19 protein-coding genes are annotated in these 21,342 nt (G+C 59.3%); 12 read left to right on the forward strand and 7 right to left on the reverse strand.

From position 1 onward, the window contains the following. Window positions 1-306 precede the first annotated feature (306 nt). Genes T18_RS01540 through T18_RS01550 form a run of 3 tightly spaced genes read left to right on the forward strand, consistent with a single transcriptional unit; the run spans window position 307 to window position 1,632 of the window. Window positions 307-621 carry an ArsR/SmtB family transcription factor gene (locus tag T18_RS01540; protein WP_003515444.1) on the forward strand — a complete coding sequence of 105 codons (315 nt, stop codon included), beginning with the start codon at window positions 307-309 and terminating at the stop codon, window positions 619-621. Further along, window positions 618-977 carry an SRPBCC family protein gene (locus T18_RS01545; protein ID WP_025593553.1) on the forward strand — a complete coding sequence of 120 codons (360 nt, stop codon included), beginning with the start codon at window positions 618-620 and terminating at the stop codon, window positions 975-977. Before T18_RS01540 ends, T18_RS01545 begins: the two co-directional genes overlap by 4 nt. 43 nt (window positions 978-1,020) lie before the next feature. Then, complete coding sequence (locus tag T18_RS01550; protein ID WP_013636224.1) at window positions 1,021-1,632, forward strand: ATP-dependent Clp protease proteolytic subunit; 612 nt, start codon at window positions 1,021-1,023, stop codon at window positions 1,630-1,632. A gap of 43 nt (window positions 1,633-1,675) precedes the next feature. Here T18_RS01550 and parE read toward each other — a convergent pair whose 3' ends face one another. Then, complete coding sequence (gene parE, locus T18_RS01555; RefSeq protein WP_038491119.1) at window positions 1,676-3,796, reverse strand: DNA topoisomerase IV subunit B; 2,121 nt, start codon at window positions 3,794-3,796, stop codon at window positions 1,676-1,678. A 209-nt stretch (window positions 3,797-4,005) separates the two neighbouring features. On the opposite strand from parE, the gene T18_RS01560 reads away from it, so the two are divergent. The 4 genes from T18_RS01560 to T18_RS01575 all read left to right on the forward strand — a co-directional run bounded on the left by T18_RS01560 (window position 4,006) and on the right by T18_RS01575 (window position 8,234). Continuing rightward, a complete protein-coding gene (locus T18_RS01560; protein ID WP_038491116.1) occupies window positions 4,006-4,887 on the forward strand; it encodes a dienelactone hydrolase family protein in 882 nt (293 codons plus the stop codon). A 214-nt stretch (window positions 4,888-5,101) separates the two neighbouring features. Then, entirely contained in the window at window positions 5,102-5,872 is a 771-nt protein-coding gene (gene tpiA / locus T18_RS01565) for a triose-phosphate isomerase (protein WP_003515430.1), read from the forward strand. A gap of 115 nt (window positions 5,873-5,987) precedes the next feature. Then, window positions 5,988-6,446 carry a preprotein translocase subunit SecG gene (gene secG, locus T18_RS01570; protein ID WP_038492830.1) on the forward strand — a complete coding sequence of 153 codons (459 nt, stop codon included), beginning with the start codon at window positions 5,988-5,990 and terminating at the stop codon, window positions 6,444-6,446. A gap of 150 nt (window positions 6,447-6,596) precedes the next feature. Continuing rightward, window positions 6,597-8,234, forward strand: a complete 1,638-nt coding sequence (locus T18_RS01575; protein ID WP_026330924.1) for a CTP synthase — start codon at window positions 6,597-6,599, stop codon at window positions 8,232-8,234. Window positions 8,235-8,300: 66 nt separating this feature from the next. Here T18_RS01575 and T18_RS01580 read toward each other — a convergent pair whose 3' ends face one another. Together T18_RS01580 and fumC are read right to left on the reverse strand one after the other, a co-directional pair. After that, window positions 8,301-9,233, reverse strand: coding sequence for an alpha/beta hydrolase (locus T18_RS01580; protein WP_013636220.1), 933 nt, complete (start codon window positions 9,231-9,233; stop codon window positions 8,301-8,303). 179 nt (window positions 9,234-9,412) lie between these two features. Further along, window positions 9,413-10,804, reverse strand: coding sequence for a class II fumarate hydratase (gene fumC, locus T18_RS01585; RefSeq protein ID WP_026330925.1), 1,392 nt, complete (start codon window positions 10,802-10,804; stop codon window positions 9,413-9,415). Between the two features lie 408 nt (window positions 10,805-11,212). Here fumC and T18_RS01590 point away from each other — a divergent pair, with 408 nt between their 5' ends. Beyond that, on the forward strand, window positions 11,213-13,150 hold the full coding sequence (locus T18_RS01590; RefSeq protein ID WP_075807471.1) for a L,D-transpeptidase family protein: 1,938 nt from the start codon (window positions 11,213-11,215) through the stop codon (window positions 13,148-13,150). 235 nt (window positions 13,151-13,385) lie between these two features. Here the strand turns inward: T18_RS01590 and T18_RS01595 are convergent, their stop codons facing one another. Next, complete coding sequence (locus T18_RS01595) at window positions 13,386-14,087, reverse strand: HAD family hydrolase (RefSeq protein WP_038491110.1); 702 nt, start codon at window positions 14,085-14,087, stop codon at window positions 13,386-13,388. A gap of 192 nt (window positions 14,088-14,279) precedes the next feature. On the opposite strand from T18_RS01595, the gene rpiA reads away from it, so the two are divergent. From rpiA to T18_RS01615, 4 genes are all read left to right on the forward strand, one after another. After that, the gene (gene rpiA, locus T18_RS01600; protein ID WP_003515412.1) at window positions 14,280-14,975 is read left to right on the forward strand and encodes a ribose-5-phosphate isomerase RpiA; all 696 of its coding nucleotides are present in this window, start codon (window positions 14,280-14,282) and stop codon (window positions 14,973-14,975) included. A gap of 16 nt (window positions 14,976-14,991) precedes the next feature. Then, complete coding sequence (locus T18_RS01605; protein ID WP_013636215.1) at window positions 14,992-15,558, forward strand: DUF2059 domain-containing protein; 567 nt, start codon at window positions 14,992-14,994, stop codon at window positions 15,556-15,558. Between the two features lie 168 nt (window positions 15,559-15,726). Further along, the gene (gene gor / locus T18_RS01610) at window positions 15,727-17,115 is read left to right on the forward strand and encodes a glutathione-disulfide reductase (RefSeq protein WP_038491107.1); all 1,389 of its coding nucleotides are present in this window, start codon (window positions 15,727-15,729) and stop codon (window positions 17,113-17,115) included. Between the two features lie 250 nt (window positions 17,116-17,365). Then, on the forward strand, window positions 17,366-18,742 hold the full coding sequence (locus T18_RS01615) for a class II 3-deoxy-7-phosphoheptulonate synthase (RefSeq protein ID WP_003515403.1): 1,377 nt from the start codon (window positions 17,366-17,368) through the stop codon (window positions 18,740-18,742). Window positions 18,743-18,809: 67 nt separating this feature from the next. Here the strand turns inward: T18_RS01615 and T18_RS01620 are convergent, their stop codons facing one another. The 3 genes from T18_RS01620 to T18_RS27420 form a co-directional block, all read right to left on the reverse strand. Continuing rightward, window positions 18,810-20,549, reverse strand: a complete 1,740-nt coding sequence (locus T18_RS01620) for a TadG family pilus assembly protein (RefSeq protein WP_003515402.1) — start codon at window positions 20,547-20,549, stop codon at window positions 18,810-18,812. 1 nt (window position 20,550) lies between these two features. Continuing rightward, entirely contained in the window at window positions 20,551-20,973 is a 423-nt protein-coding gene (locus T18_RS01625) for a TadE/TadG family type IV pilus assembly protein (protein WP_003515401.1), read from the reverse strand. Between the two features lie 146 nt (window positions 20,974-21,119). Next, window positions 21,120-21,342, reverse strand: a 223-nt coding sequence (locus T18_RS27420) for a JAB domain-containing protein (RefSeq protein WP_323455165.1), incomplete at its 5' end; no start/stop codon positions are given.

Raw genomic sequence — 21,342 nt, forward strand, 5'->3', positions numbered from 1 at the left:
CCGGTCGCATCCTCGGCAACGGGCAGGGCGGTTGAGGGGCGTTTGGGAATGGCCTTTTCCCGCTGCTTGCTGATGACAACAAACAGGGCTGGTCCGACGACCAGCAGCACCATGGCGATAAAGACCGTAAATGCAGTCACTTGTTTTGATCACTCCCGGCCTGAAGGTTATCAGGCCGGGTGAAAACGCGCGAGCACATAAAGCGTTCACGGCAGAAGAGGGTGCGGGAGCGAAAAAGCCTGCCTTGCGAAGCGAATGCAGGAGGCGGGACTTGTGAATCACATAAGTATATGCTTATCTGTTGTCATGACAGAGAATGATATTTTCCGGGCGCTGGCCGATCCGACACGCCGCGCTATTTTCGAAAAGCTCGCGGATGGTGCCCAGAACGCGTCCGCCTTGCGTGAGGGTTTCGATATCAGCCAGCCGGCCATGTCGCAGCATCTTGCTGTGCTGCGGGGGGCGGGGCTGGTCGTCGAACGGCGGCAGGGTCGTTTCGTCAATTACGAGGTCGATCCGGATGGGCTGACACGGATTGCGACATGGCTTGGCAAATACCGCGCCTACTGGCCGCAGCGCGTAGAAGCACTGAAGCTCTTGCTGAAGGATATGGATCAATGAACAGGGAACTGCCCGCAGCACCGAAACCCGGTATCGAGCTGGAATATGATCTCGATGAGCCGCCGCAAAAAGTCTGGCGTGCGATCAGCATTCCGGCCTTCCGTGAACACTGGTTGCCGAAGGAGGCTTTAGCTGAACCCGAGGCGATTAGGATCACCCCGGGGAAGGAGGTCTGTTACAGGATGCGGGATGACGTTCCGCCATTTCTGGAAAGCACCGTCACCTTCAGTATTGCACCCAACGCGAGCGGCGGCACCAGCCTGCGGGTCATTCATGAGTTGCCCATCACCGGTTCCGGTCGGATGACAAAGGCTGCCGCAAACCACAACGGTTCGCCCATCAAGCTCGCCGCCTGATCCACCACATTTCCTTACATTTTCAAACGACAGGAGTTCGCCGATGCGCGAAGCGATGCAACTCGTCCCTATGGTAGTTGAACAATCCGCAAGGGGAGAAAGGTCTTTCGACATCTATTCCCGGCTGTTGCGGGAAAGGATCATCTTTCTCAACGGTGAGGTCAACGACGCTGTTTCCGCGCTTGTCTGCGCGCAACTGCTGTTTCTGGAGGCGGAAAACCCGAAAAAGCCGATCCATCTCTACATCAATTCTCCAGGCGGCGTCGTGACCAGCGGTCTCGCAATGTATGACACCATGCGCTACATCCGCGCGCCGGTTCATACTCTGTGCATGGGGACCGCCCGTTCGATGGGCTCGTTCCTGCTTATGGCGGGCGAACCGGGCGCGCGGGCGGCATTGCCCAACGCCAGCATCCTCATTCACCAGCCGTCCGGCGGGTTTCAGGGGCAGGCGTCTGATATGCTCATCCATGCTGAAGAAATCAGGCAGACAAAGCACCGAATGACGCGGCTTTATGCCGAGCATTGCAAACGCAGCTATGACGAGTTTGAAGCGGCAATGGATCGCGACCGTTTCATGACGGTGGAAGAGGCACTGGAGTGGGGTTTGATCGACCGCGTTCTGGACGTTCGCGAAGATGTGGCGGCGGCATGACTCAAATCGTCCCGGTTGGCGCATGGCTGGCCGGGACGGTTGATCAGATATCCAGATTATCCGCGAAGGCAGCGCGTTCCTGAATGAAGCGGAAGCGGGCATCCGCCTTGGTGCCCATCAGATTGTCGACCGCCTCGCGGGTGCCTTCGAAATCCACGTCGTCGATCTCGACGCGCAGCAGGGTGCGCTTTTCGGGATCCATGGTGGTTTCCTTCAACTGTGCCGCCATCATTTCACCAAGGCCTTTGAAGCGGCCGATTTCGACCTTCTTGCCCTTGAAGACGGTTTCCATCAATTCGGCGCGGTGGGCGTCGTCACGGGCATAGGCGCTCTTGGCACCCTGACGGATGACGTAGAGCGGCGGCACCGCGAGATAGAGGTGGTTGCCACGAATGAGTTCCGGCATTTCCTGATAGAAGAAGGTGATGAGCAGCGAGGCGATGTGAGCACCATCGACGTCGGCATCCGTCATGATGATGATGCGTTCGTAACGCAGATCCTCTTCACGGTACTTGGTGCGCGTGCCGCAGCCCAGCGCCTGGATGAGATCGGCGATCTGCTGGTTGGCCGAGAGTTTTTCACGGCTGGCGCTGCCGACGTTGAGGATCTTGCCGCGCAGCGGCAGGATGGCCTGATTGGCGCGGTTGCGCGCCTGCTTGGCCGAGCCGCCAGCCGAGTCACCCTCGACGATGAAAAGCTCGGCATTCTCAGCCGTGTTCTGCGAGCAGTCCGCCAGCTTGCCGGGCAGGCGCAGCTTGCGCACCGCCGTCTTGCGGTTGACTTCCTTTTCCTTGCGGCGGCGCAGGCGTTCTTCGGCGCGTTCGATCACCCAGTCCAGCAGCTTCGCCGCTTCGCCCGGATTACCGGTGAGATAATGGTCGAAGGGATCGCGTAGCGCGTTTTCGACGATGCGCTGGGCCTCGACGGTCGCGAGCTTGTCCTTGGTCTGGCCGACGAATTCCGGCTCGCGGATGAAGACGGAGAGCATGCCCGCTGCCGAGATCATCACGTCATCGGTGGTGATTTCCCTGGCGCGCTTGTTCTGGGTCAGCTCCGCATAGTTCTTCAGGCCCTTGGTGAGCGCGATGCGGAAACCGGCCTCATGCGTACCGCCTTCAGGCGTCGGGATGGTATTGCAATAGGAATGGATCTGCGTGTCGCCGCCATACCAGGTCACAGCCCATTCCAGCGCGCCGTGGCCACCGGTCTTTTCGGTGCGGCCGGAGAAAATCTCGCGGGTGACGGTGAATTCCTTGCCGAGCGTGGCGGCCAGATAGTCCTTCAGACCACCGGGGAAATGGAAAACGGCCTTTTCGGGGATTTCGCCACCGGCGGGCACCATGCCGGGATCGCAGCTCCAGCGGATCTCGACGCCGCCGAAGAGATAAGCCTTGGAGCGGGCCATGCGGAAAATACGGGCCGGTTCGAATTTTGCGTGATCGCCAAAGATCTGCGGGTCCGGATGGAAACGCACGCGGGTGCCACGACGGTTGTGCACGTCACCCAGTTCTTCGAGACCGCCGATGGGCGCGCCGCGCGAAAAGCGCTGGCGGTAAAGCTTGCGGTTACGGGCGACTTCCACTTCCAGAAGATCGGACAGCGCATTGACCACGGAAACGCCGACGCCGTGCAGGCCGCCGGAGGTCTCATAGGCCTTTCCATCGAACTTGCCGCCGGCATGCAGCTTGGTCATGATGACTTCGAGCGTCGACTTGCCCGGAACCTGCGGATGGTTTTCCACCGGAATGCCGCGTCCGTTATCGGTGACGGTGAGGAAACCCTCGGTATCGAGATGGACCTCGATGAAATTGGCGTGGCCTGCGACGGCCTCGTCCATGGAGTTGTCGATGACTTCGGCAAAGAGGTGGTGCAGCGCCTTCTCGTCGGTGCCGCCAATATACATGCCGGGTCGCATGCGCACCGGTTCCAGCCCTTCGAGCACGCGGATCGACGAGGCACCGTAGTCGTCACCGGAATGAGACACGGGCGCTGGGGGCGGGGGCGTCGTGACGGCCGCAACGGCTGCTGGTTTCGGCTGCACGTTCACGTTCGCGGCTGCGGACACCGGGGCCTTCACGGGTTTTGCCGTGTCCTCGTTCTTTTCCGTTTCGCTGTTTGGTGCCACCGGAAGACCGGAGAAGAGATCGTTGCTATCGTCCATCATGTCCAAGGTTCAAAAAAGCGTGTCGTCAGAATTTCGCCAAGCGAATCAGTATGCCAATAGGGGCGAGTATAGCGCCAAACGTGCAGGGCGTGTGGCCTAACGCGGCGCACCCTATGCCACGACTATGTCAGGGTTTCGCAGCAGGAGGATTGCGCTGCCGCCCTGGCAATGGCAAGTCTCGCAGCCACGAATGAACGGTTAACCAAGTCATGTCCACAGCTCATTTCACGTTTTGTACTCTTTTCTGCCTGACTGTTGCGGCGATGCCGGGCGGTGCCGGGGCGGCGGACGGGCCGCTGCGGCCGTTCAAGGACGAGCTGTTTTCCAGCCAGACAGTGCTTTCCGCGGCCGATGGCGGCGCATCTGAGGTGATCGATTATCAGGAGATGCGCGATATCAACGGCCGCGACGAGGTACCCGAACGCCGGGTGAAGCGGCAATATGTGGATATGGCGCCCAAGACAGCGCAGGCGATGGAATCCGTGGCGGTTGAGGGCAGGGCGCTTGAGGTGGGCCGCGTCGGGCCATCATCCGGGCAGGCCTTCACCGTGATCTTCATTCACGGGCGCGGCGGCGACCGGCGGCTTGGCATGAACGACTATACGTTCGGTGGCAATTTCAACCGGCTGAAAAATCTGGCTGTCGCCAATGGCGGCACCTATTATGTGCCGAGCGTACGATCCTTCGATGCCAATGGCGTTGCCGACGTTTCCGCGCTGATCACCTATGCTGCTAGCAAATCCGGCGGCAAGCCGGTGGTGTTGGCCTGCGCCTCCATGGGCAGCTTCATCTGCTACGGCATCAGCCGCGACAAGGCGACGGTCGGCAATCTCAAGGGCATGGCGATCCTTGGCGGCGCGGTCGATCCCGATTTTCCGAAGAGCGCCTTTGCGAAAGCCAAAAAGCCGGTGTGGTTCACCCATGGCAGCGCCGACAAGGTCTATTCCGCCGACAGCCAGGCGACCATCTTCCGCACCTTGCTGAAGGCGGGAGAGCCGGCGCGCTTCACGCTTTTTGAGACAGGCACGCATGGAACGCCGGTGCGCATGACCGACTGGCGGGCGGTTTTGAACTGGATTTTGAGCCGATGAGGTCCAGTTTTGGTTCGACAGGCGCGAATTTCGGCAAATTGACTGACGTTTTGAAGCTTATGACTGCTTTTTTGTACCAATTGTCATCAGCTGCGTTTAAGGAAATATTCCGGGATTTCCGGCAGGGTTTCTGTCGCGATTAGGGGCCGCCTGGCGGCTGAGGTAAGGGGTGTCCGCGCCAGCGGCTCTCCGAGACAAAGGGAATGGGATACGCATGACGCCGAATGTTCGACCGCTTGTAGCCGGAAACTGGAAGATGAACGGCACCCGTTCGTCGCTCGATCAGATCAAGGCCATGGCAGAGGGCGTCAAGGGCGCGCTTTCCGAAAAGGTGGATGCGCTGATCTGCCCGCCATCGACGCTTCTTTATGTGGCAACCGCGCTTTGCGACGACAGCCCGCTGATGATTGGCGGACAGGATTGCCACCAGAATGTTTCCGGCGCGCATACGGGCGACATTTCCGCCGAGATGATTGCCGATTGCTTCGGCACCCATGTCATCGTCGGCCACTCCGAGCGTCGCACCGACCATGCCGAGACGGATCATCTGGTCCGCGCCAAGGCCGTTGCCGCCCATCAGGCCGATCTTATCGCCATCGTCTGCATTGGCGAGACGGCGGATGAGCGCAAGGCGGGCCAGACGCTCGATATCCTCAAGCGCCAGCTCGCCGGATCGCTTCCGGACGAGGCAACCGCCGAAAACACCGTCATCGCTTATGAGCCGGTCTGGGCCATCGGCACGGGTCTGACGCCGACCACGCAGGATGTACGCGAGGCCCATGCCTTCATGCGCGACGAGCTGGTCAAGCGCTTTGGCGATGAAGGCAAGACCATGCGGATTCTCTACGGCGGCTCGGTGAAGCCTGCCAATGCGCTGGAACTGATGGGTGTCGAGAATGTCGACGGCGCATTGATCGGCGGCGCGAGCTTGAAAGCCTCCGACTTCCTTTCCATCTATGCGGCATACGAGCAACTGACGGCTTGAGACACGCTTTCCTGCCACAGTGGCGGGAAAGGGGCTTGGAATAAGCCTTCGCCTCATGTAAAGAGCCGCGAAACCTTCTTTGTAGTGCTCCGCGCGGGGCATGGAATGGATTGTCATGCAGACCGTTTTGATTGTTATTCACCTCATGATCGTGCTGGCGCTTGTCGGCGTGGTTCTGATCCAGCGTTCCGAAGGCGGCGGCCTCGGCATCGGCGGCGGTTCGGGCTTCATGTCCGCGCGCGGAACGGCCAATGCGCTGACCCGCACGACGGGTATCCTTGCCGCGCTGTTCTTCGTGACGTCGCTCGGACTTGGTCTTCTGACCCGGTACGAATCGCGACCGACGGATATTCTGAACCGTATTCCGGCCACGCAGGGTCAGGGCAACGGCATTCTCGACACGCTCGGCCCGGCACAGACGCCGGCAACGCCGGCTCCGGCTGAGAATGGCGTTCCGACCAACAGCGGCGCTGCAGCACCTGCGCAGACCGCGCCTGCGCCGGCCACTGCTGGTGAAGCCGCTCCGGCACCGGCCAAGCCCGCCGATCCGAACACAGTTCCGACCGGTCAATAAGCCCGGTTATAATTTAACGCTCCGGCAGGCCAAAAGCCTGCCGGTTTTCTTTTGTTCGCATTTCGCCACATCCCATTGCCAATTCGTCAACAGCGAATTTGCAACAGCATGAAATTTGGGCTGGCGGAATCAGAGGTAAAAAGGTATCCGGTGAATCCCATGGCGCGATATGTATTCATCACAGGCGGCGTGGTCTCCTCTCTCGGTAAGGGCATCGCAGCTGCGGCACTCGGAGCATTGCTGCAATCCCGTGGTTATCGGGTGCGGCTTCGCAAACTTGACCCCTATTTGAACGTCGATCCCGGCACGATGAGCCCGACACAGCACGGTGAAGTGTTTGTGACGGACGACGGTGCCGAGACGGACCTCGACCTTGGCCACTATGAACGCTTTACGGGGCGTTCGGCGACCAAGACCGACAACATCACCACTGGCCGCATCTACAAGAACATCATCGACAAGGAACGCCGCGGCGACTATCTCGGCGCGACCGTTCAGGTCATTCCGCATGTCACCAACGAGATCAAGGATTTCGTGACCGAAGGTAACGACGATTACGACTTCGTCATCTGCGAAATCGGCGGCACGGTGGGTGATATCGAGGCGATGCCGTTCATGGAGGCGATCCGCCAGCTCGGCAACGACCTGCCGCGCGGCACCGCAATCTATGTTCACCTGACGCTGATGCCTTACATTCCGGCAGCCGGCGAATTGAAGACCAAGCCGACCCAGCATTCCGTGAAGGAGCTGCAGGCGCTTGGCATTCATCCCGATATCCTGCTGGTGCGCGCCGACCGGGAAATCCCGGAAGCGGAACGCCGCAAGCTTTCGCTGTTCTGCAACGTGCGTCCTTCCGCCGTCATTCAGGCGCTGGATGTTGCCAACATCTATGACGTTCCGATCGCCTACCACAATGAAGGTCTCGATTCGGAAGTGCTGGCCGCTTTTGGTATCGAACCGGCGCCGAAGCCGCGTCTGGAACAGTGGGAAGAGGTCTGCAACCGTATCCGCACGCCGGAAGGCGAGGTAACGATTGCGATCGTCGGCAAATATACCGGCCTCAAGGACGCCTACAAGTCGCTGATCGAGGCGCTGCATCACGGTGGTTTTGCCAACCGCGTCAAGGTCAAGCTGGAGTGGATCGAGTCGGAAGTCTTCGAAAAGGAAGATCCGACGCCCTATCTCGAAAAGGTCAACGGCATTCTGGTGCCGGGCGGTTTCGGCGAGCGCGGTTCCGAAGGCAAGATCATGGCGGCGCAGTTCGCCCGTGAGCGCAACGTGCCCTATTTCGGGATCTGCTTTGGCATGCAGATGGCAGTCGTGGAAGCGGCGCGTCATCTGGCCGGCATCGAGAATGCCTCCTCCACCGAATTCGGTCCGACGGCTGAGCCCGTCGTTGGCCTGATGACCGAGTGGGTAAAGGGCAATGAGCTGGAGAAGCGCTCCACCAAGGGCGATCTAGGCGGCACCATGCGTCTCGGTGCTTACAAGGCAGCGCTGAAGAAAGACACGAAGATCGCCGAAATCTACGGTTCCACGGATATTTCCGAGCGCCACCGCCACCGTTACGAGGTGAATGTGGACTATAAGGACCGGCTGGAAGAGTGCGGCCTCGTCTTCTCGGGCATGTCTCCTGATGGTGTGCTGCCGGAAACGGTGGAATATCCTGACCATCCCTGGTTCATCGGTGTGCAATACCACCCGGAACTCAAGAGCCGCCCGCTCGACCCGCATCCGCTGTTTGCCAGCTTCGTCGAAGCGGCGGTGGAGCAGAGCCGGCTGGTTTGACGGTTTGAATGAGATGAAGAGGGCCGCTTTTGCGGCCCTTTTTTATTGGGGTGCGCAAAGAAAGCGTCAGGCCAGAAGGTTGTGCTTCCTCAGCCATGCCTCATACCATCCAGGCCATTCTTGCGTGGGGGTTCCGGGCTTGCCCATGCCGAAGCCGTGGCCACCAGAAATGATTGGGTGAAATTCGACATCCACATCCGCCTTATCGCACGCCTGCTGCATGATACGGCTATTGGCGGGATTGGAAATCCGGTCGTCATCCGCCTGCGTGAGGAAGACCGGAGGGCAATCTTTGCTCACATGGCTTTCCACTGACCACTCTCGTGTTGCCTCCTCTGTCGGGTGCCTGCCGATAAGTGACCTCCGGGTCGATGTGTGGTCATAGGGCGCTGCAAGCGTGATGACCGGATAGATCAGGGCCGCAACATCCGGCCGGGCTGATTGCCTGTCGATGTCATCGACTGCTTCGTAAGACGCAAAAGCCGAGCGAGCGGCGGCCAACCCCATCAAGTGCCCGCCCGCAGAAAAACCAAGTGCGCCGATCCTGTGCGGATCGATCTGCCGGTCCGAAGCGCGTGCACGCACCAGACGAAATGCGCGCTGCGCATCCTGAAGCGGTGCCAGCGGTCCAGCAGCCCATCCTTCAATCGGCAGACGATAGGTGAGGACAAAAGCATAAATGCCTCTGGCCGCGAGCCAGCGTGCGGCGGGATAGGACTCCTTGCCTTCCTCGATGCGTTTATATCCACCGCCACCTGCAATGATCATTGCGGAACCATTTGGCTTTGCGGGAGCGAAAACCTCCAGGCTCGGTACGGCAATGTTGGTGACAGCGCCTTTTTTGCTTATATCCGGGACGCCGTTCGGACCACCGCCTCCCGGAGGCGGGCCGGGCCAAAGCGAAATCCATTGCCGATCGCCTTGCGCAAACAGACTTGGGACTTTCATGGCCGTGGCGAGGAAGGCACCACCAAGAAGCAGGCTGCGGCGGCAGATCATGATGTCATCCTCAATCGTGCACCTGGTTTCGGCATTCTCTCCGGAAGAACAGCTTACGGGGACGATTTAAAAACACCAAGAGTGGTCAGTACCGGGACATCCCAATGCTATGACCAATCGAACAAACAAAAAACGGGCCCGAAGGCCCGTTCTCTATTCCAGCGATAATCTCGACCGGCTTACTTCGGGCCGATCATGTTTTCCGGGCGCACATACTGGTCGAATTCCTCGTTCGTGAGGTATCCGCCGCCGACGGCCTCGTCGCGCAGTGTCGTGCCGTTCTTGTGCGCGGTCTTGGCGATCTTGGCGCAGATGTCGTAGCCGAGCTTGCTGTTGAGAGCCGTGACGAGCATCAGCGAGTTCTCAACGCCCTTCCTGATGTTGTCTTCGCGGGCTTCGATGCCGACGACGCAGTTGTCGGTGAAGGAGACGGCGGCATCGCCCAGAAGCTGGACCGACTGCAGGAAGTTGTAGGCCATCATCGGATTATAGACGTTCAGTTCGAAGTGCCCCTGCGAGCCTGCGAAGGAGAGCGCTGCATTGTTGCCGAAGATGTGGGCGCAAACCTGCGTCAGCGCTTCCGACTGCGTTGGGTTCACCTTGCCCGGCATGATCGATGAGCCGGGTTCGTTTTCCGGCAGCGACAATTCGCCAAGACCGGCGCGCGGGCCGGAGCCGAGGAAGCGGATGTCGTTGGCGATCTTGAACAGGGCTGCTGCTGCGGCATTGATCGCGCCATGCGAGAACACCATGGAATCGTGCGAGGCAAGCGCTTCGAACTTGTTCGGCGCCGTCACGAACGGCAGGCCGGTGATCTTGGAAATCTCTTCGGCAACCTTTTCAGCGAAACCGACGGGGGCGTTCAGGCCCGTGCCGACCGCCGTGCCGCCCTGGGCAAGCTTGGAAAGTGCGGGCAGGGTGAGTTCGATATTGGCAATCGCCGAGGCGACCTGCGCGGCATAACCGGAAAACTCCTGGCCGAGCGTCAGCGGCGTGGCGTCCTGCGTGTGGGTGCGGCCGATCTTGATGATCTTTTCGAACTGCTTGACCTTGGCTTCCAGCGCCGTGTGCAGGTGCTTGAGGGCCGGCAGCAGGTGGTGAACGATTTCTTCCACGCAGGCGATGTGCATCGCCGTCGGATAGGTGTCGTTCGAGGACTGGCTCATATTGACGTGGTCGTTGGGGTGAACCGGCTTCTTGGTGCCCATTTCGCCGCCGAGCATCTCGATTGCGCGGTTGGAAATCACCTCATTGGCATTCATGTTGGATTGCGTGCCGGAGCCGGTCTGCCAGACGACCAGCGGGAAATGCTCGGTCAGCTTGCCGTCGATGACTTCCTGTGCAGCTGCGATGATGGCGTCGCCTACCTTGGGGTCGAGGCCTGCAAGCGCCATGTTCGCACGGGCGGCGGCCTGCTTGACGATGCCGAGCGCGCGAACGACAGAGGCGGGCTGCTTTTCCCAGCCGATCTTGAAGTTGCCGAGCGAGCGCTGCGCCTGCGCGCCCCAATAGCGATCGGCCTGAACTTCAATGGGTCCAAATGTATCGGTTTCCGTCCGTGTGGCTGTCATCAATCTTGCCTTTTTACTCGTTTTCCTCCGCCAAAACGGCACTTCGCCCGCCTTGCGCGCGCCGATATATAGAATCATCGCGCTGGCAATGAAAGCGTTGCGAGGCATGCCTGGCAGATATTTCCCTTGGGACAGGGCGATTTTGGCGCTCATCCTGCCCGGTTAAGAAAAAGACCTTAGCGTGTCATTTTTACTACGTCGATAAAAGCCCGGAAAACCGGGGTTTCATCGGCTTGGAACGGCTTGGCCAACCACGGCAAAGTGAATGAAATAAATAGAAATTTAACCATTCTCGCCAATTCTGGAAATTACGTTTTTACGGTTTTGGCCGTAATATGAGGTTCATTTCGGGTGCGTTCTGGACTTCGGCGTTTTCTTTTCAACGGGCCGTCTATCGGCTAGACAAGCATGAAACTGGATGCTCCGTCTTCGTTGGCGGCGCTGGGTGCTACGAGGATCAAATTGCAAGTCACATCTGGAAAAACATCGGCAGCGCTGGTGCTGGCTCTCGGTCTTTCCGTTTCTACCGCTTTTCCCGGCAGCGTCGGCGCGGTAACGCTGATGGACCTTTTGCGTGGCGGGCCTGGCAAGGTTGCGCGCGATCGCGGTGAAATGCCGCCAGCCGGTATCGTCACCTCGCCGCCGACGGTCGGACCGAGCGCCGATGCATCCGATCCCGAGCCTCTACCGCGTGTTTCCGGTCCACGTTATTACGATTACAAGGCCGATACCGCACGCGCTGTGAACACCGCCAATTTCGGCGAGGGTCTTGCCAATGTGAAGTTCAGCGCCACCCCCGAAATCGGCAAGGCTCTGGAAGCCTATTACGGTGCCGGCGGCAAGGCGCTCTGGGTTTCGGAAGGCGAGCTGACTGCCCGCGCGAACGCCGTCATGGCGTTTTTGGAGACTGTTGGCGAAAGCGGCCTCGATCCGGCCGATTACAGCATTTCAGTACCCGCAAAGGACGTAACCGCCAGCATCAGCGCAGGCGCGAACGCATCCGGCACGCCGGTGGAAGTGGCTTCCGCATCGACCTCCGACGCCTATCAGCGCGCGCAGATGCAGTTCGAGCTTGCGCTTTCCGCCAAGGTCCTGGCCTATGTGCAGGATACGACGCGTGGCCGTGTCGATCCGAACCGGCTGTCCGGTTACCACGATTTCAAGCGCAAGACGGTGAACCTTGCGCCCGTGCTGAAGCTTGCAGGCCTCAGCCCGGATATCGCAGCCTATCTGCGCAGCCGTGAACCTTCGAACGCCGAATATCTGGCGCTGAAAGCCGAACTGGCCCGGTTGCGCAGCGAGGGTGATGCGGCCAACACGGTCAAGGTTCCCGCCGATCTGGTGCTGAAACCCGGCAACAGCAGCGGCGACATGGCGAGCGTCGTCAAGGCAATCGAACATCGCGCTTCGCCTGCCTTCAAGGCGGAACATGCGGCGATCATTTCCGGCTACCAGCAGACGCCGGATTATACGCCTGATCTCGTTGATCTGGTGAAGGCATTCCAGAGCGAAAACGGCCTGAAGGCCGACGGCGTCATCGGCCGCGCGACCGTGCGTGCCATGGTCGGCGAAAGCAACGACGCCCGGATTGCCAAGGTGCAGGTGGCGATGGAGCAGATCCGCTGGCTGCCAGCCGATCTCGGCCAGCGCTACGTCTTGATCAACCAGCCCGCCTTCATGGCCTATTACCACAATGACGGACAGGAACAGTTCGGCATGAAGGTGGTGGTCGGCTCCAAGGCCAACCAGACCTACTTCTTCCAGGACGAAATCCAGACCGTCGAATTCAACCCCTATTGGGGCGTTCCGCAGTCGATCATCGTCAACGAGATGCTGCCGAAGCTGCGCCGCGATCCGTCCTATCTCGACCGACTTGGTTATGAGGTACAGGTGGGTGGACGTGCGGTTTCTTCCACCAGCGTCAACTGGTTCGGCTCGACCAACGCCATTTCGGTGCGTCAGCCGCCAAGCAGCGACAATGCGCTGGGTGACCTGAAAATCCTGTTCCCGAATGCGCATGCTATTTACATGCATGATACGCCTGCCAAAAGCTTCTTCAACCGCGACATGCGGGCGCTGAGCCACGGCTGTATCCGTCTGGTCGACCCGCGCCGCATGGCGGCCGCTGTTCTTGGCACCAGCGTCGACAAGGTCAACGAGCAGATTGCAGCGGGCAAGAACCGCGCGGTGCAGGTGCCGGTGAAGATACCGGTCTACGTGGCCTATTTTAGCGCCTGGCCGGACAAGGCCGGCAAGGTGCAGTTCTTCGACGACGTCTACGACCGTGACAGCTACGTCCAGAAGGCGTTTGCGGTAACGACGAAGGCGCGGGCCGCGTCGATTTGATAGAAATCACATTGAGAAAAAGAAAGCGCCGGAAACGGTGCTTTTTTTGTTTTATGGTAAGGTCGCCACATGAATGATAGCGTTAAACGGCAGCATCCGCACTCCGCCATCCCGGACTTGGTCCGGGGTCCAGTGCGATCAGGTCTTTGATCGCGAAAGAGTTGTATCACGGCGCAGACGCGCCGTGGCTCGATGCCGGATCAAGTCCGGCATGACGGAGGAGAACAGCGCCGTCTCAAGCCGCAGCGGCGCCCTTTGCGACCAGCTGCTCGAACAACGCGGGCGTCAACGCAGTGAAATCATCTATCACGACATTTGGTTCGAGTTCGGCCATCGGCACATCCGAATAACCGAAGGTGACGCCGATCGATGGGACGGCCGCATTTTTGGCGGCGAGAATGTCGTTGATGCTGTCACCTACCATGACCGAGCGCTGCGGGTCGCCGCCAGCCTTTTCGATGGTGCCGAGAATATGGCGCGCATCAGGCTTGCGGAAGGGGAAGGTGTCGCCACAGGTGATGGCGGCGAAATATCGGGTGAGATCCAGTTTTTCGAGCAGCGGGAGCGCAAGGATTTCGGTCTTGTTGGTGCAGACCGCGAGCGTGATGCCAGCTGACGAAAGCGCATCCAGTACGCTGACGATACCGGGGTAGGGGCGGCTGTCGCCGGGCATTTCCGCGCGATAATGGTCAATGAAACGCTCGTACAGCGGCTCCAGTTCGGCTTCCGGCAATTCTACCTGACGCAGCGCGAAGGCCCGCTTGATCATCACGCGCGCGCCCTGGCCGACGAGATGCGTCAGGTCGTCATAGGTAACGGGGGCAAGACCGGCTGCGGCGATGGTGTGGTTGAGGCTGGAAACGAGATCGGCGGCGGTGTCGACGAGCGTACCATCGAGGTCGAAGATGGCGAGCGGGGAGAGCGGGCGGGATGTCACGGGAACTGGCCTCTTGAGAGAATGCTTTTGGCGATGATATCGATGCGTTCGTTGTGGCCAAGCCTAGGCAAACGGCTTTGTCTTTGCAACCGCACCACAACGTTCTGTTCGTTGCCTGCAAAAATGCTTTCGTTTGGCTTTCGACCCGTGTAAACAGCACGGCGACGACAAAGCTACCGGAGTTTCAGGCACATGGATGCCCGCCAGATGAAGATCAAGGCCGCCGAGGCCGCATTGTCCCATGTGCAAGACGGGATGCGACTTGGTATCGGCACGGGCTCTACAGCTGAGGAATTCGTCAGGCTTCTGGCGGAAAAGGTTGCTGCAGGCCTGAAGGTCGAAGGCGTGCCGACATCCGAGCGTACCGCGCGCCTTTGCGTGGAGCTTGGTGTGCCGCTGAAATCCCTCGATGAATTGCCGGAACTGGACCTTACCATCGATGGCGCGGACGAAGTGGATCACGGCCTTCGACTCGTCAAGGGTGGTGGCGGTGCGCTTCTGCGCGAAAAGATCGTGGCGGCGGCATCCGCCCGCATGATCGTCATCGCCGACCAGAGCAAGGTTGTGGAGACGCTTGGCGCTTTTCCGCTTCCCATCGAAATCAATCCGTTCGGTCAGGTGGCGACACAGATAGCCATCGAGAAACTGGCGGCGCGGTCCGGCCTCTCGGGCGACCTGACGATGCGTTCGTCGGGCGACGGCGCCTTCATGACGGATGGTGGACACCTCATTCTCGACGCATCTTTTGGCCGTATTCCTGATGCAGAAGCGCTTGCACGCGAGCTGAACACTATCCCCGGTGTTGTCGAGCACGGACTTTTCATAAATTTGGCATCGCTTGCCATCATTGCGGGTCCTGAAGGCGCCCGCGTGATGCAGGCAGTATAACAGGAGCGAGATTTTCATGATCAAACTAGCGGGACTGGGCAAAGCTGCCGCTGCTTCGATCCTCATTTCCGGCATCGTGTTCGGTACTGCCGCACGCGCTCAGGAAATTTCGGAAGCGCATATCGCCGCCGCACGGCAGGCGATCGCCTCTCTTGGCGTTACTGACCGTTTCGATGATATCCTGCCGGGTCTGGCGGAACGTCTGAAGGCCGAACTCATTCAGGCATCGCCGAATGTGCAGGACGCGATCACCGCGACTGTCGACGCCAAGGCACTTGAGCTTGCGCCGCGCCGCGCCGATCTGGAACGCGAGGCAGCACTCACCTACGCGCGCGCCTTCTCCGTCGAAGAGCTGAACGCCATCTCCACCTTCTACAGCAGCGAAGCCGGCAAGAAGCTTCTGAAGGACGGCCCTATCGCCACGCGCGAACTGATGAAGGCTGCCGACATCTGGGCCGCGGGCATCAACCGCGATCTGAACACCTCCAGCATGACCGAATTGCAGAAGGTGGCCGGCGCTGATCTGAAGCCGCTTCCGGCCGATCAGGGCAACACCGGTGGCGCTCCGGCTCACAAGCCCTGAGTGAAATAGATAGAGCGTCGGGTCCCAAAGCTCACGTTCAGAAATATTCAAAGCCCGGCCGCAAGGTCGGGCTTTTCATTTGTGCGTCGCAGCACCTATATGTGCCATGAATACGCCACAGCCCGCCTTGAGGCCGATGGCACGTGGTTTTGATCAGGGGTTTTGACTATGACAGCTTATGACTACGATCTTTTCGTTATCGGTGGCGGCTCGGGCGGCGTTCGCAGCGCCCGCGTTGCCGCCTCACTCGGCAAGCGTGTGGGAATTGCCGAGGAATACCGTTACGGCGGAACCTGCGTCATCCGTGGTTGCGTGCCGAAGAAGCTGTTCGTTTATGCCTCGCAATTTCCTGAGCATTTCGAGGACGCCGAAGGTTTCGGCTGGAGCGTTGGCGAGCGTCGTTTCGACTGGAAAAAACTGATTGAAGCGAAAGACAGGGAAATCACCCGTCTCGAAGGGCTGTACCGCAAGGGTCTGGATAACGCCAAGGCCGATATTTTCGACAGCCGTGCAGAGCTTGTCGATGCGCATACCGTGAAGCTGACGAAGACTGGTGAGACCTTCACGGCCGAGCGTATCGTGATTGCCGTTGGCGGTACGCCGAACGAACACAAGGCGCTGCCCGGCCACGAGCTGACGATCTCCTCCAACGAGGCTTTCGACCTGGAAGAGCTGCCGAAATCGATCCTGATCGCTGGCGGTGGTTACATCGCCGTGGAATTCGCCAATATCTTCCACGGACTCGGTGTCGAAACGACGCTGATCTATCGCGGCAAGGAAATCCTTTCGCGCTTCGATCACGATATGCGCAAGGGCCTTCATGAAGCGATGGAAGCCAAGGGCATTCGTATCATTCTTGAAGACGTCATTCAGGAAGTGAGCAAGGACGGTGCGGGCGGCTTTGTGGCACGGACGAAGCAGGGCAACTCGCTGCATGTCGGCTTGGTGATGCTGGCGCTCGGTCGCGATCCGAATACGCCTGGTCTAGGCCTTGAAAATGCCGGTGTGAAGGTGGATGCGCGCGGCGCAATCATCGTCAATGAGTATTCGCGCACGAACGTTCCTAGTATCTTCGCACTGGGCGACGTCACCGATCGGGTACAGCTGACGCCGGTGGCGATCCACGAGGCCATGTGCTTCATCGAAACCGAGTACAAGAACAACCCGACCAAGCCGGACCACGAGCTTATTGCCACTGCGGTGTTCTCGCAGCCGGAAATCGGCACGGTTGGACTTTCTGAAGAGGAAGCGGGCAAGAAATACCCGGAACTGGAAGTCTATCGCGCGCAGTTCCGTCCGATGAAGGCAACGCTGTCCGGGCGTCAGGAGAAGACGATCATGAAGCTGATCGTCAATGCCGCCGACCGTAAGGTCGTCGGCGCGCATATTCTCGGCCACGAGGCGGGCGAAATGGCGCAGCTTCTCGGCATCACGCTGAAGGCCGGATGCACCAAGGACGATTTCGATCGCACCATGGCTGTTCATCCAACAGCGGCCGAGGAACTGGTGACGATGTATTCGCCAAGCTACCGCGTGGTGAACGGCGAGCGCGTGTAACGCCGTCGCTTGCGCGACGTGATCACGTCTCCGCTTGGCTCGCCACCACTTGAAAACCGTTGTTTTCCGGGTGGTGGCGGGTTTGTTAAATCGTTTGAATTGACTTTTATGCACGTTAAACGCCCAAAACGGGCGGAATGGGCCCGATGGCCCTGACATCGGCTATGCAAAGCCTGTGCTTGGAGCTATAAGCCGCTCAATTTTTCGAGGCGGTCGTGCACAAATGCGCGGGCGAGAAAAGGGTAAGGACATGGCACAGAATTGGACACCCGGCAGTTGGCGGCAGAAACCGATCCAGCAGGTTCCCGAATATCCTGACGCGGCAGCGCTTGCGGCGACGGAAGCCACGCTTGCGACCTATCCGCCGCTGGTTTTTGCCGGTGAAGCCCGCCGCCTGAAAAAGCAGCTTGCCAATGTGGCAGACGGCAACGCCTTTCTGTTGCAGGGCGGCGATTGCGCCGAAAGCTTCCTCGAGCATGGCGCGGATAATATCCGCGACTTCTTCCGCGCTTTCCTGCAGATGGCTGTCGTCCTGACCTATGGTGCGCAGCTGCCGGTGGTGAAGGTCGGTCGTATTGCCGGTCAGTTCGCCAAGCCGCGCTCTTCCAACGTGGAAGTGCTCGATGGGGTGACGCTGCCGTCCTACCGCGGCGACATCATCAACGGCATCGAGTTCAATGAGACCTCGCGTGTGCCGAACCCCGAGCGACAGCTCGACGCGTACCGCCAGTCGGCGGCGACGCTTAACCTGCTGCGCGCTTTCGCAATGGGCGGCTACGCCAACCTTGAAAACGTTCACCAGTGGATGCTCGGCTTCATCAAGGACAGCCCGCAGGCGGATCGTTACCGCAAGCTGGCTGACCGGATTTCCGAGACCATGAACTTCATGCAGGCAATCGGCATCAGCGCAGAAAACAATCCTAGCCTGCGCGAAACCGATTTCTTCACCAGCCACGAGGCTCTGCTGCTCGGTTACGAAGAGGCGCTGACCCGCGTCGATTCGACCTCCGGTGACTGGTATGCCACGTCTGGCCACATGATCTGGATCGGCGACCGCACGCGTCAGCTCGACCATGCGCATGTGGAATATTTCCGCGGCATCAAGAACCCGATCGGCCTGAAGTGCGGACCGTCGCTGACGCCTGATAATCTGATCGAGCTGATCGACGCACTGAACCCGGCAAACGAGGCCGGCCGTCTGACGCTGATCTGCCGTTTCGGCCACGACAAGGTTGCCGACAGCCTGCCGAAGCTTATCCGTGCCGTGGAGAAAGAGGGCCGCAAGGTCGTCTGGTCGTGCGATCCGATGCATGGCAACACCATCACGCTCAACCACTACAAGACGCGTCCGTTCGAGCGCATCCTGTCGGAAGTCGAAAGCTTCTTCCAGATCCACCGCGCCGAAGGCACACATCCGGGCGGCATCCACATCGAGATGACCGGCAAGGACGTGACGGAATGCACCGGCGGCGCGCGCGCCGTGACGGCAGATTCGCTGTCGGATCGTTACCACACCCATTGCGATCCGCGTCTCAACGCCGATCAGGCACTGGAACTGGCTTTCCTTCTGTCCGAGCGCATGAAGAGCGGCCGTGACGAGAAGCGTCTGGCAATTGCTACTGCCTGACAGAGGCAGATCAAACAAAAAAGCCGCCGGATACTGCCGGCGGCTTTTTTTATGGTTGTCGGCCTGATTACTGGACGAGTGCCGGCTGCTGACAGCGAACGTCGGTGACGCGCACATCGGCTTCGCCGATCTTGACGCCGAGTACCAGCAGCACATTGTAGAGCAGCTGATCCACGGGCGCCGTGACTGCCGCGAGCGTGTTGGCAAGCGCTGACTGGATGCCCGCCAGACCTCCCAGATCGATATTAAGGAAGAGAAGCCTGATATCCAGATTGAGGTTCTTCAGCAGTGAACTGACAAGAGTGGTAACGGTATCCTTCGTGGAAACACTCTTGATCTTGGCCTGGGTGATATCCGACTGGGTAAAGGTCAGCTTGGTCTTCGTCATGTTCGTGGCATTGATGAGGGCGCTGCCATTGATGGCGAGCAGGGCCGAATCCACGATCGCGGTCTTGGTGACGCGCGGATCCTTGCCGAAATTGGCAAAGGCCGTGGTATCGACATTGCCAAGCGCGATTTCTGCGACGCCGGGAACGACTTCGACATCGACCGTACCCTGTCCGCCGCCCGTGCAGCGAATGTCGGCGAGCCGCGCTTCGGCATGGGCGACTTCCACATAGAGCGGAATATTGACCTTCAGACCGGCAATCGCCTGAAGCCCGTCAACCACGACACTGACCGCCAGCCGGGTTTGTGCGGTGCGCACCACGGTGCCCTGGCCGCCGACGGCAAGCGACGGCGTTTCGACGGGTGGTTCACCGATGGCGAGCGTCGTCTTGACCGAGGCTAGACCGAGAAGATTGGCGTTGAGGTTGAGCGCCAGCTGGTTGCCGCCATTGCCTGCCACGGCGGCGGCGTTGAGGAGATCGAAGACGCCTGCGGTGACCTTGAGGTTTTCGCCGCTACCGATCAGCTTGTCCGAGAACGGGCCGAGATTGAGGATTTCTTCAAGCTTGAGCTTGATGTTGCTCTTGTTGGCGGTTTTTGCCAGCGTCTTCAGAATGTTGGCCACAGCCGGCTGCAGGCCGGTGGTCTTCGTCAGCGCGTCCAGGAATTTGCCGTAGGTGATTTCCGTCTTCAGGACATCCTTGTAGGTGCCGGCTGTCAGGTTGAGATCGACAGCCAGCGCTTCGACGACATGCAGCGCGTTGACATCAGCAGCCACAAGCGCCTGGTAATCCATAACCTTGAGCGAGACCGTGGTGCCGAGCAGGCCGCCGAGCAGGCTGTTCAAAATGCCTTCATCGAGGCTCGCCAGTCGCGAGCCCACCGAAAATGCCGCGATCTTTTGGGATGAGGCCGTTCCGGCCGCGGAAATCTTGGGCGGCGTGGTGAAGGCGGAGGCAAAGAATATCTGGCCCTTTTCGACGATATTCACTTTCATCGCATTGGTGGGAAGTGCATTTTCGACGAAACGCTGGCCGACAGGCAGGGTCGCGTCCGGCTCATAGTGACCTTTGACGACTTCGGCATAACCGTTGCTCTTGGCAAATTCGTTCAAGGGGTCGAAAGGTTGAAGACCGTCCACGGTCAAGAGGCCATTCGGTGTCTTGACCCCGAGATTCATGCCGTTGAGGGCGAAATATTGCTGGACCGCCTTTTCGGGATCAGCGGCATTGGCCGCCGCTGATATGGCGGCAAGATCGGCGGTCTGCTGCAATTGCCGCTTCTGCAGGGTCAGATAGCCATAGTCGACGCCAAGCGCCAATATACCGATGAAAAGCGGTGCGGTAAGCCCGGCCGAGATGGCGATGTTGCCTGTGCGATCCTTCAGGAAACGGGGAAGCAAAGAAGAGATATTTTGCATGTCATGCTCCTCCGATCCGGATTGTGGAAAAACGCCGGATGACCGGCTCGGGCAGGGTGTAGCTGTAGAGGCTCCAGATCGGCAGATCACGGGCGTCATATTCCACCTTGACCGTGAACTGGTTGGCATTGGCGGGATCGGTGGCGACGTTGACCGTGAAACGCGTCTTGTCCATGAAGGCGTAGCTGAGGTCACTTTTGGTGACGAAATCACGGGCCAGCTGCTGGCGCTCGGTCGTATTCAGTCCGGCAACTGCCGTCCTTGCCGCGTCGGCGGCGATCTGCTGCACAGAATAGGCGGCCATCAGGTAGATACCGTAGGCAATCATTGTCAGCAGGACGAGAAAGAAAATCGGCGCGACGATAGCGAACTCGACAGCGGACGAGCCGGATCGATCACGAAGGAAATGCACTCCATTACGCATAAAGCACCCCCGTTTCTTCAGGCACCAAAGTCAGATGCCTTTATTCTTATTTTCGGAAATGCTAATTTATAGGTGTTAATTTTGTATTGATGTCGCTCTTATGGGTTGCAGGCCGGGAAAGCCCTTCGCGTTGATACCCATGGATTTCAGATCAGCCGAAGCCCTTTGAAGCTGGCGTGGCCGTCTTTGCCGATGATGATGTGGTCGTGCACCGCTATCCCCAGCGGCTTTGCCGTATCGATGATGGTTTTGGTCATCTCGATATCGGCACGCGAGGGGGTAGGGTCTCCACTCGGATGATTATGTATTAAAATCAAAGCCGTAGAGGAAAGTTCGAGGGCGCGGCGCACCACTTCGCGCGGGTAAACC

The sequence above is a fragment of the Rhizobium sp. TBD182 genome (genome assembly GCF_001950375.1).
In the GTDB taxonomy this organism is placed as follows: Bacteria; Pseudomonadota; Alphaproteobacteria; order Rhizobiales; family Rhizobiaceae; genus Agrobacterium; species Agrobacterium tumefaciens.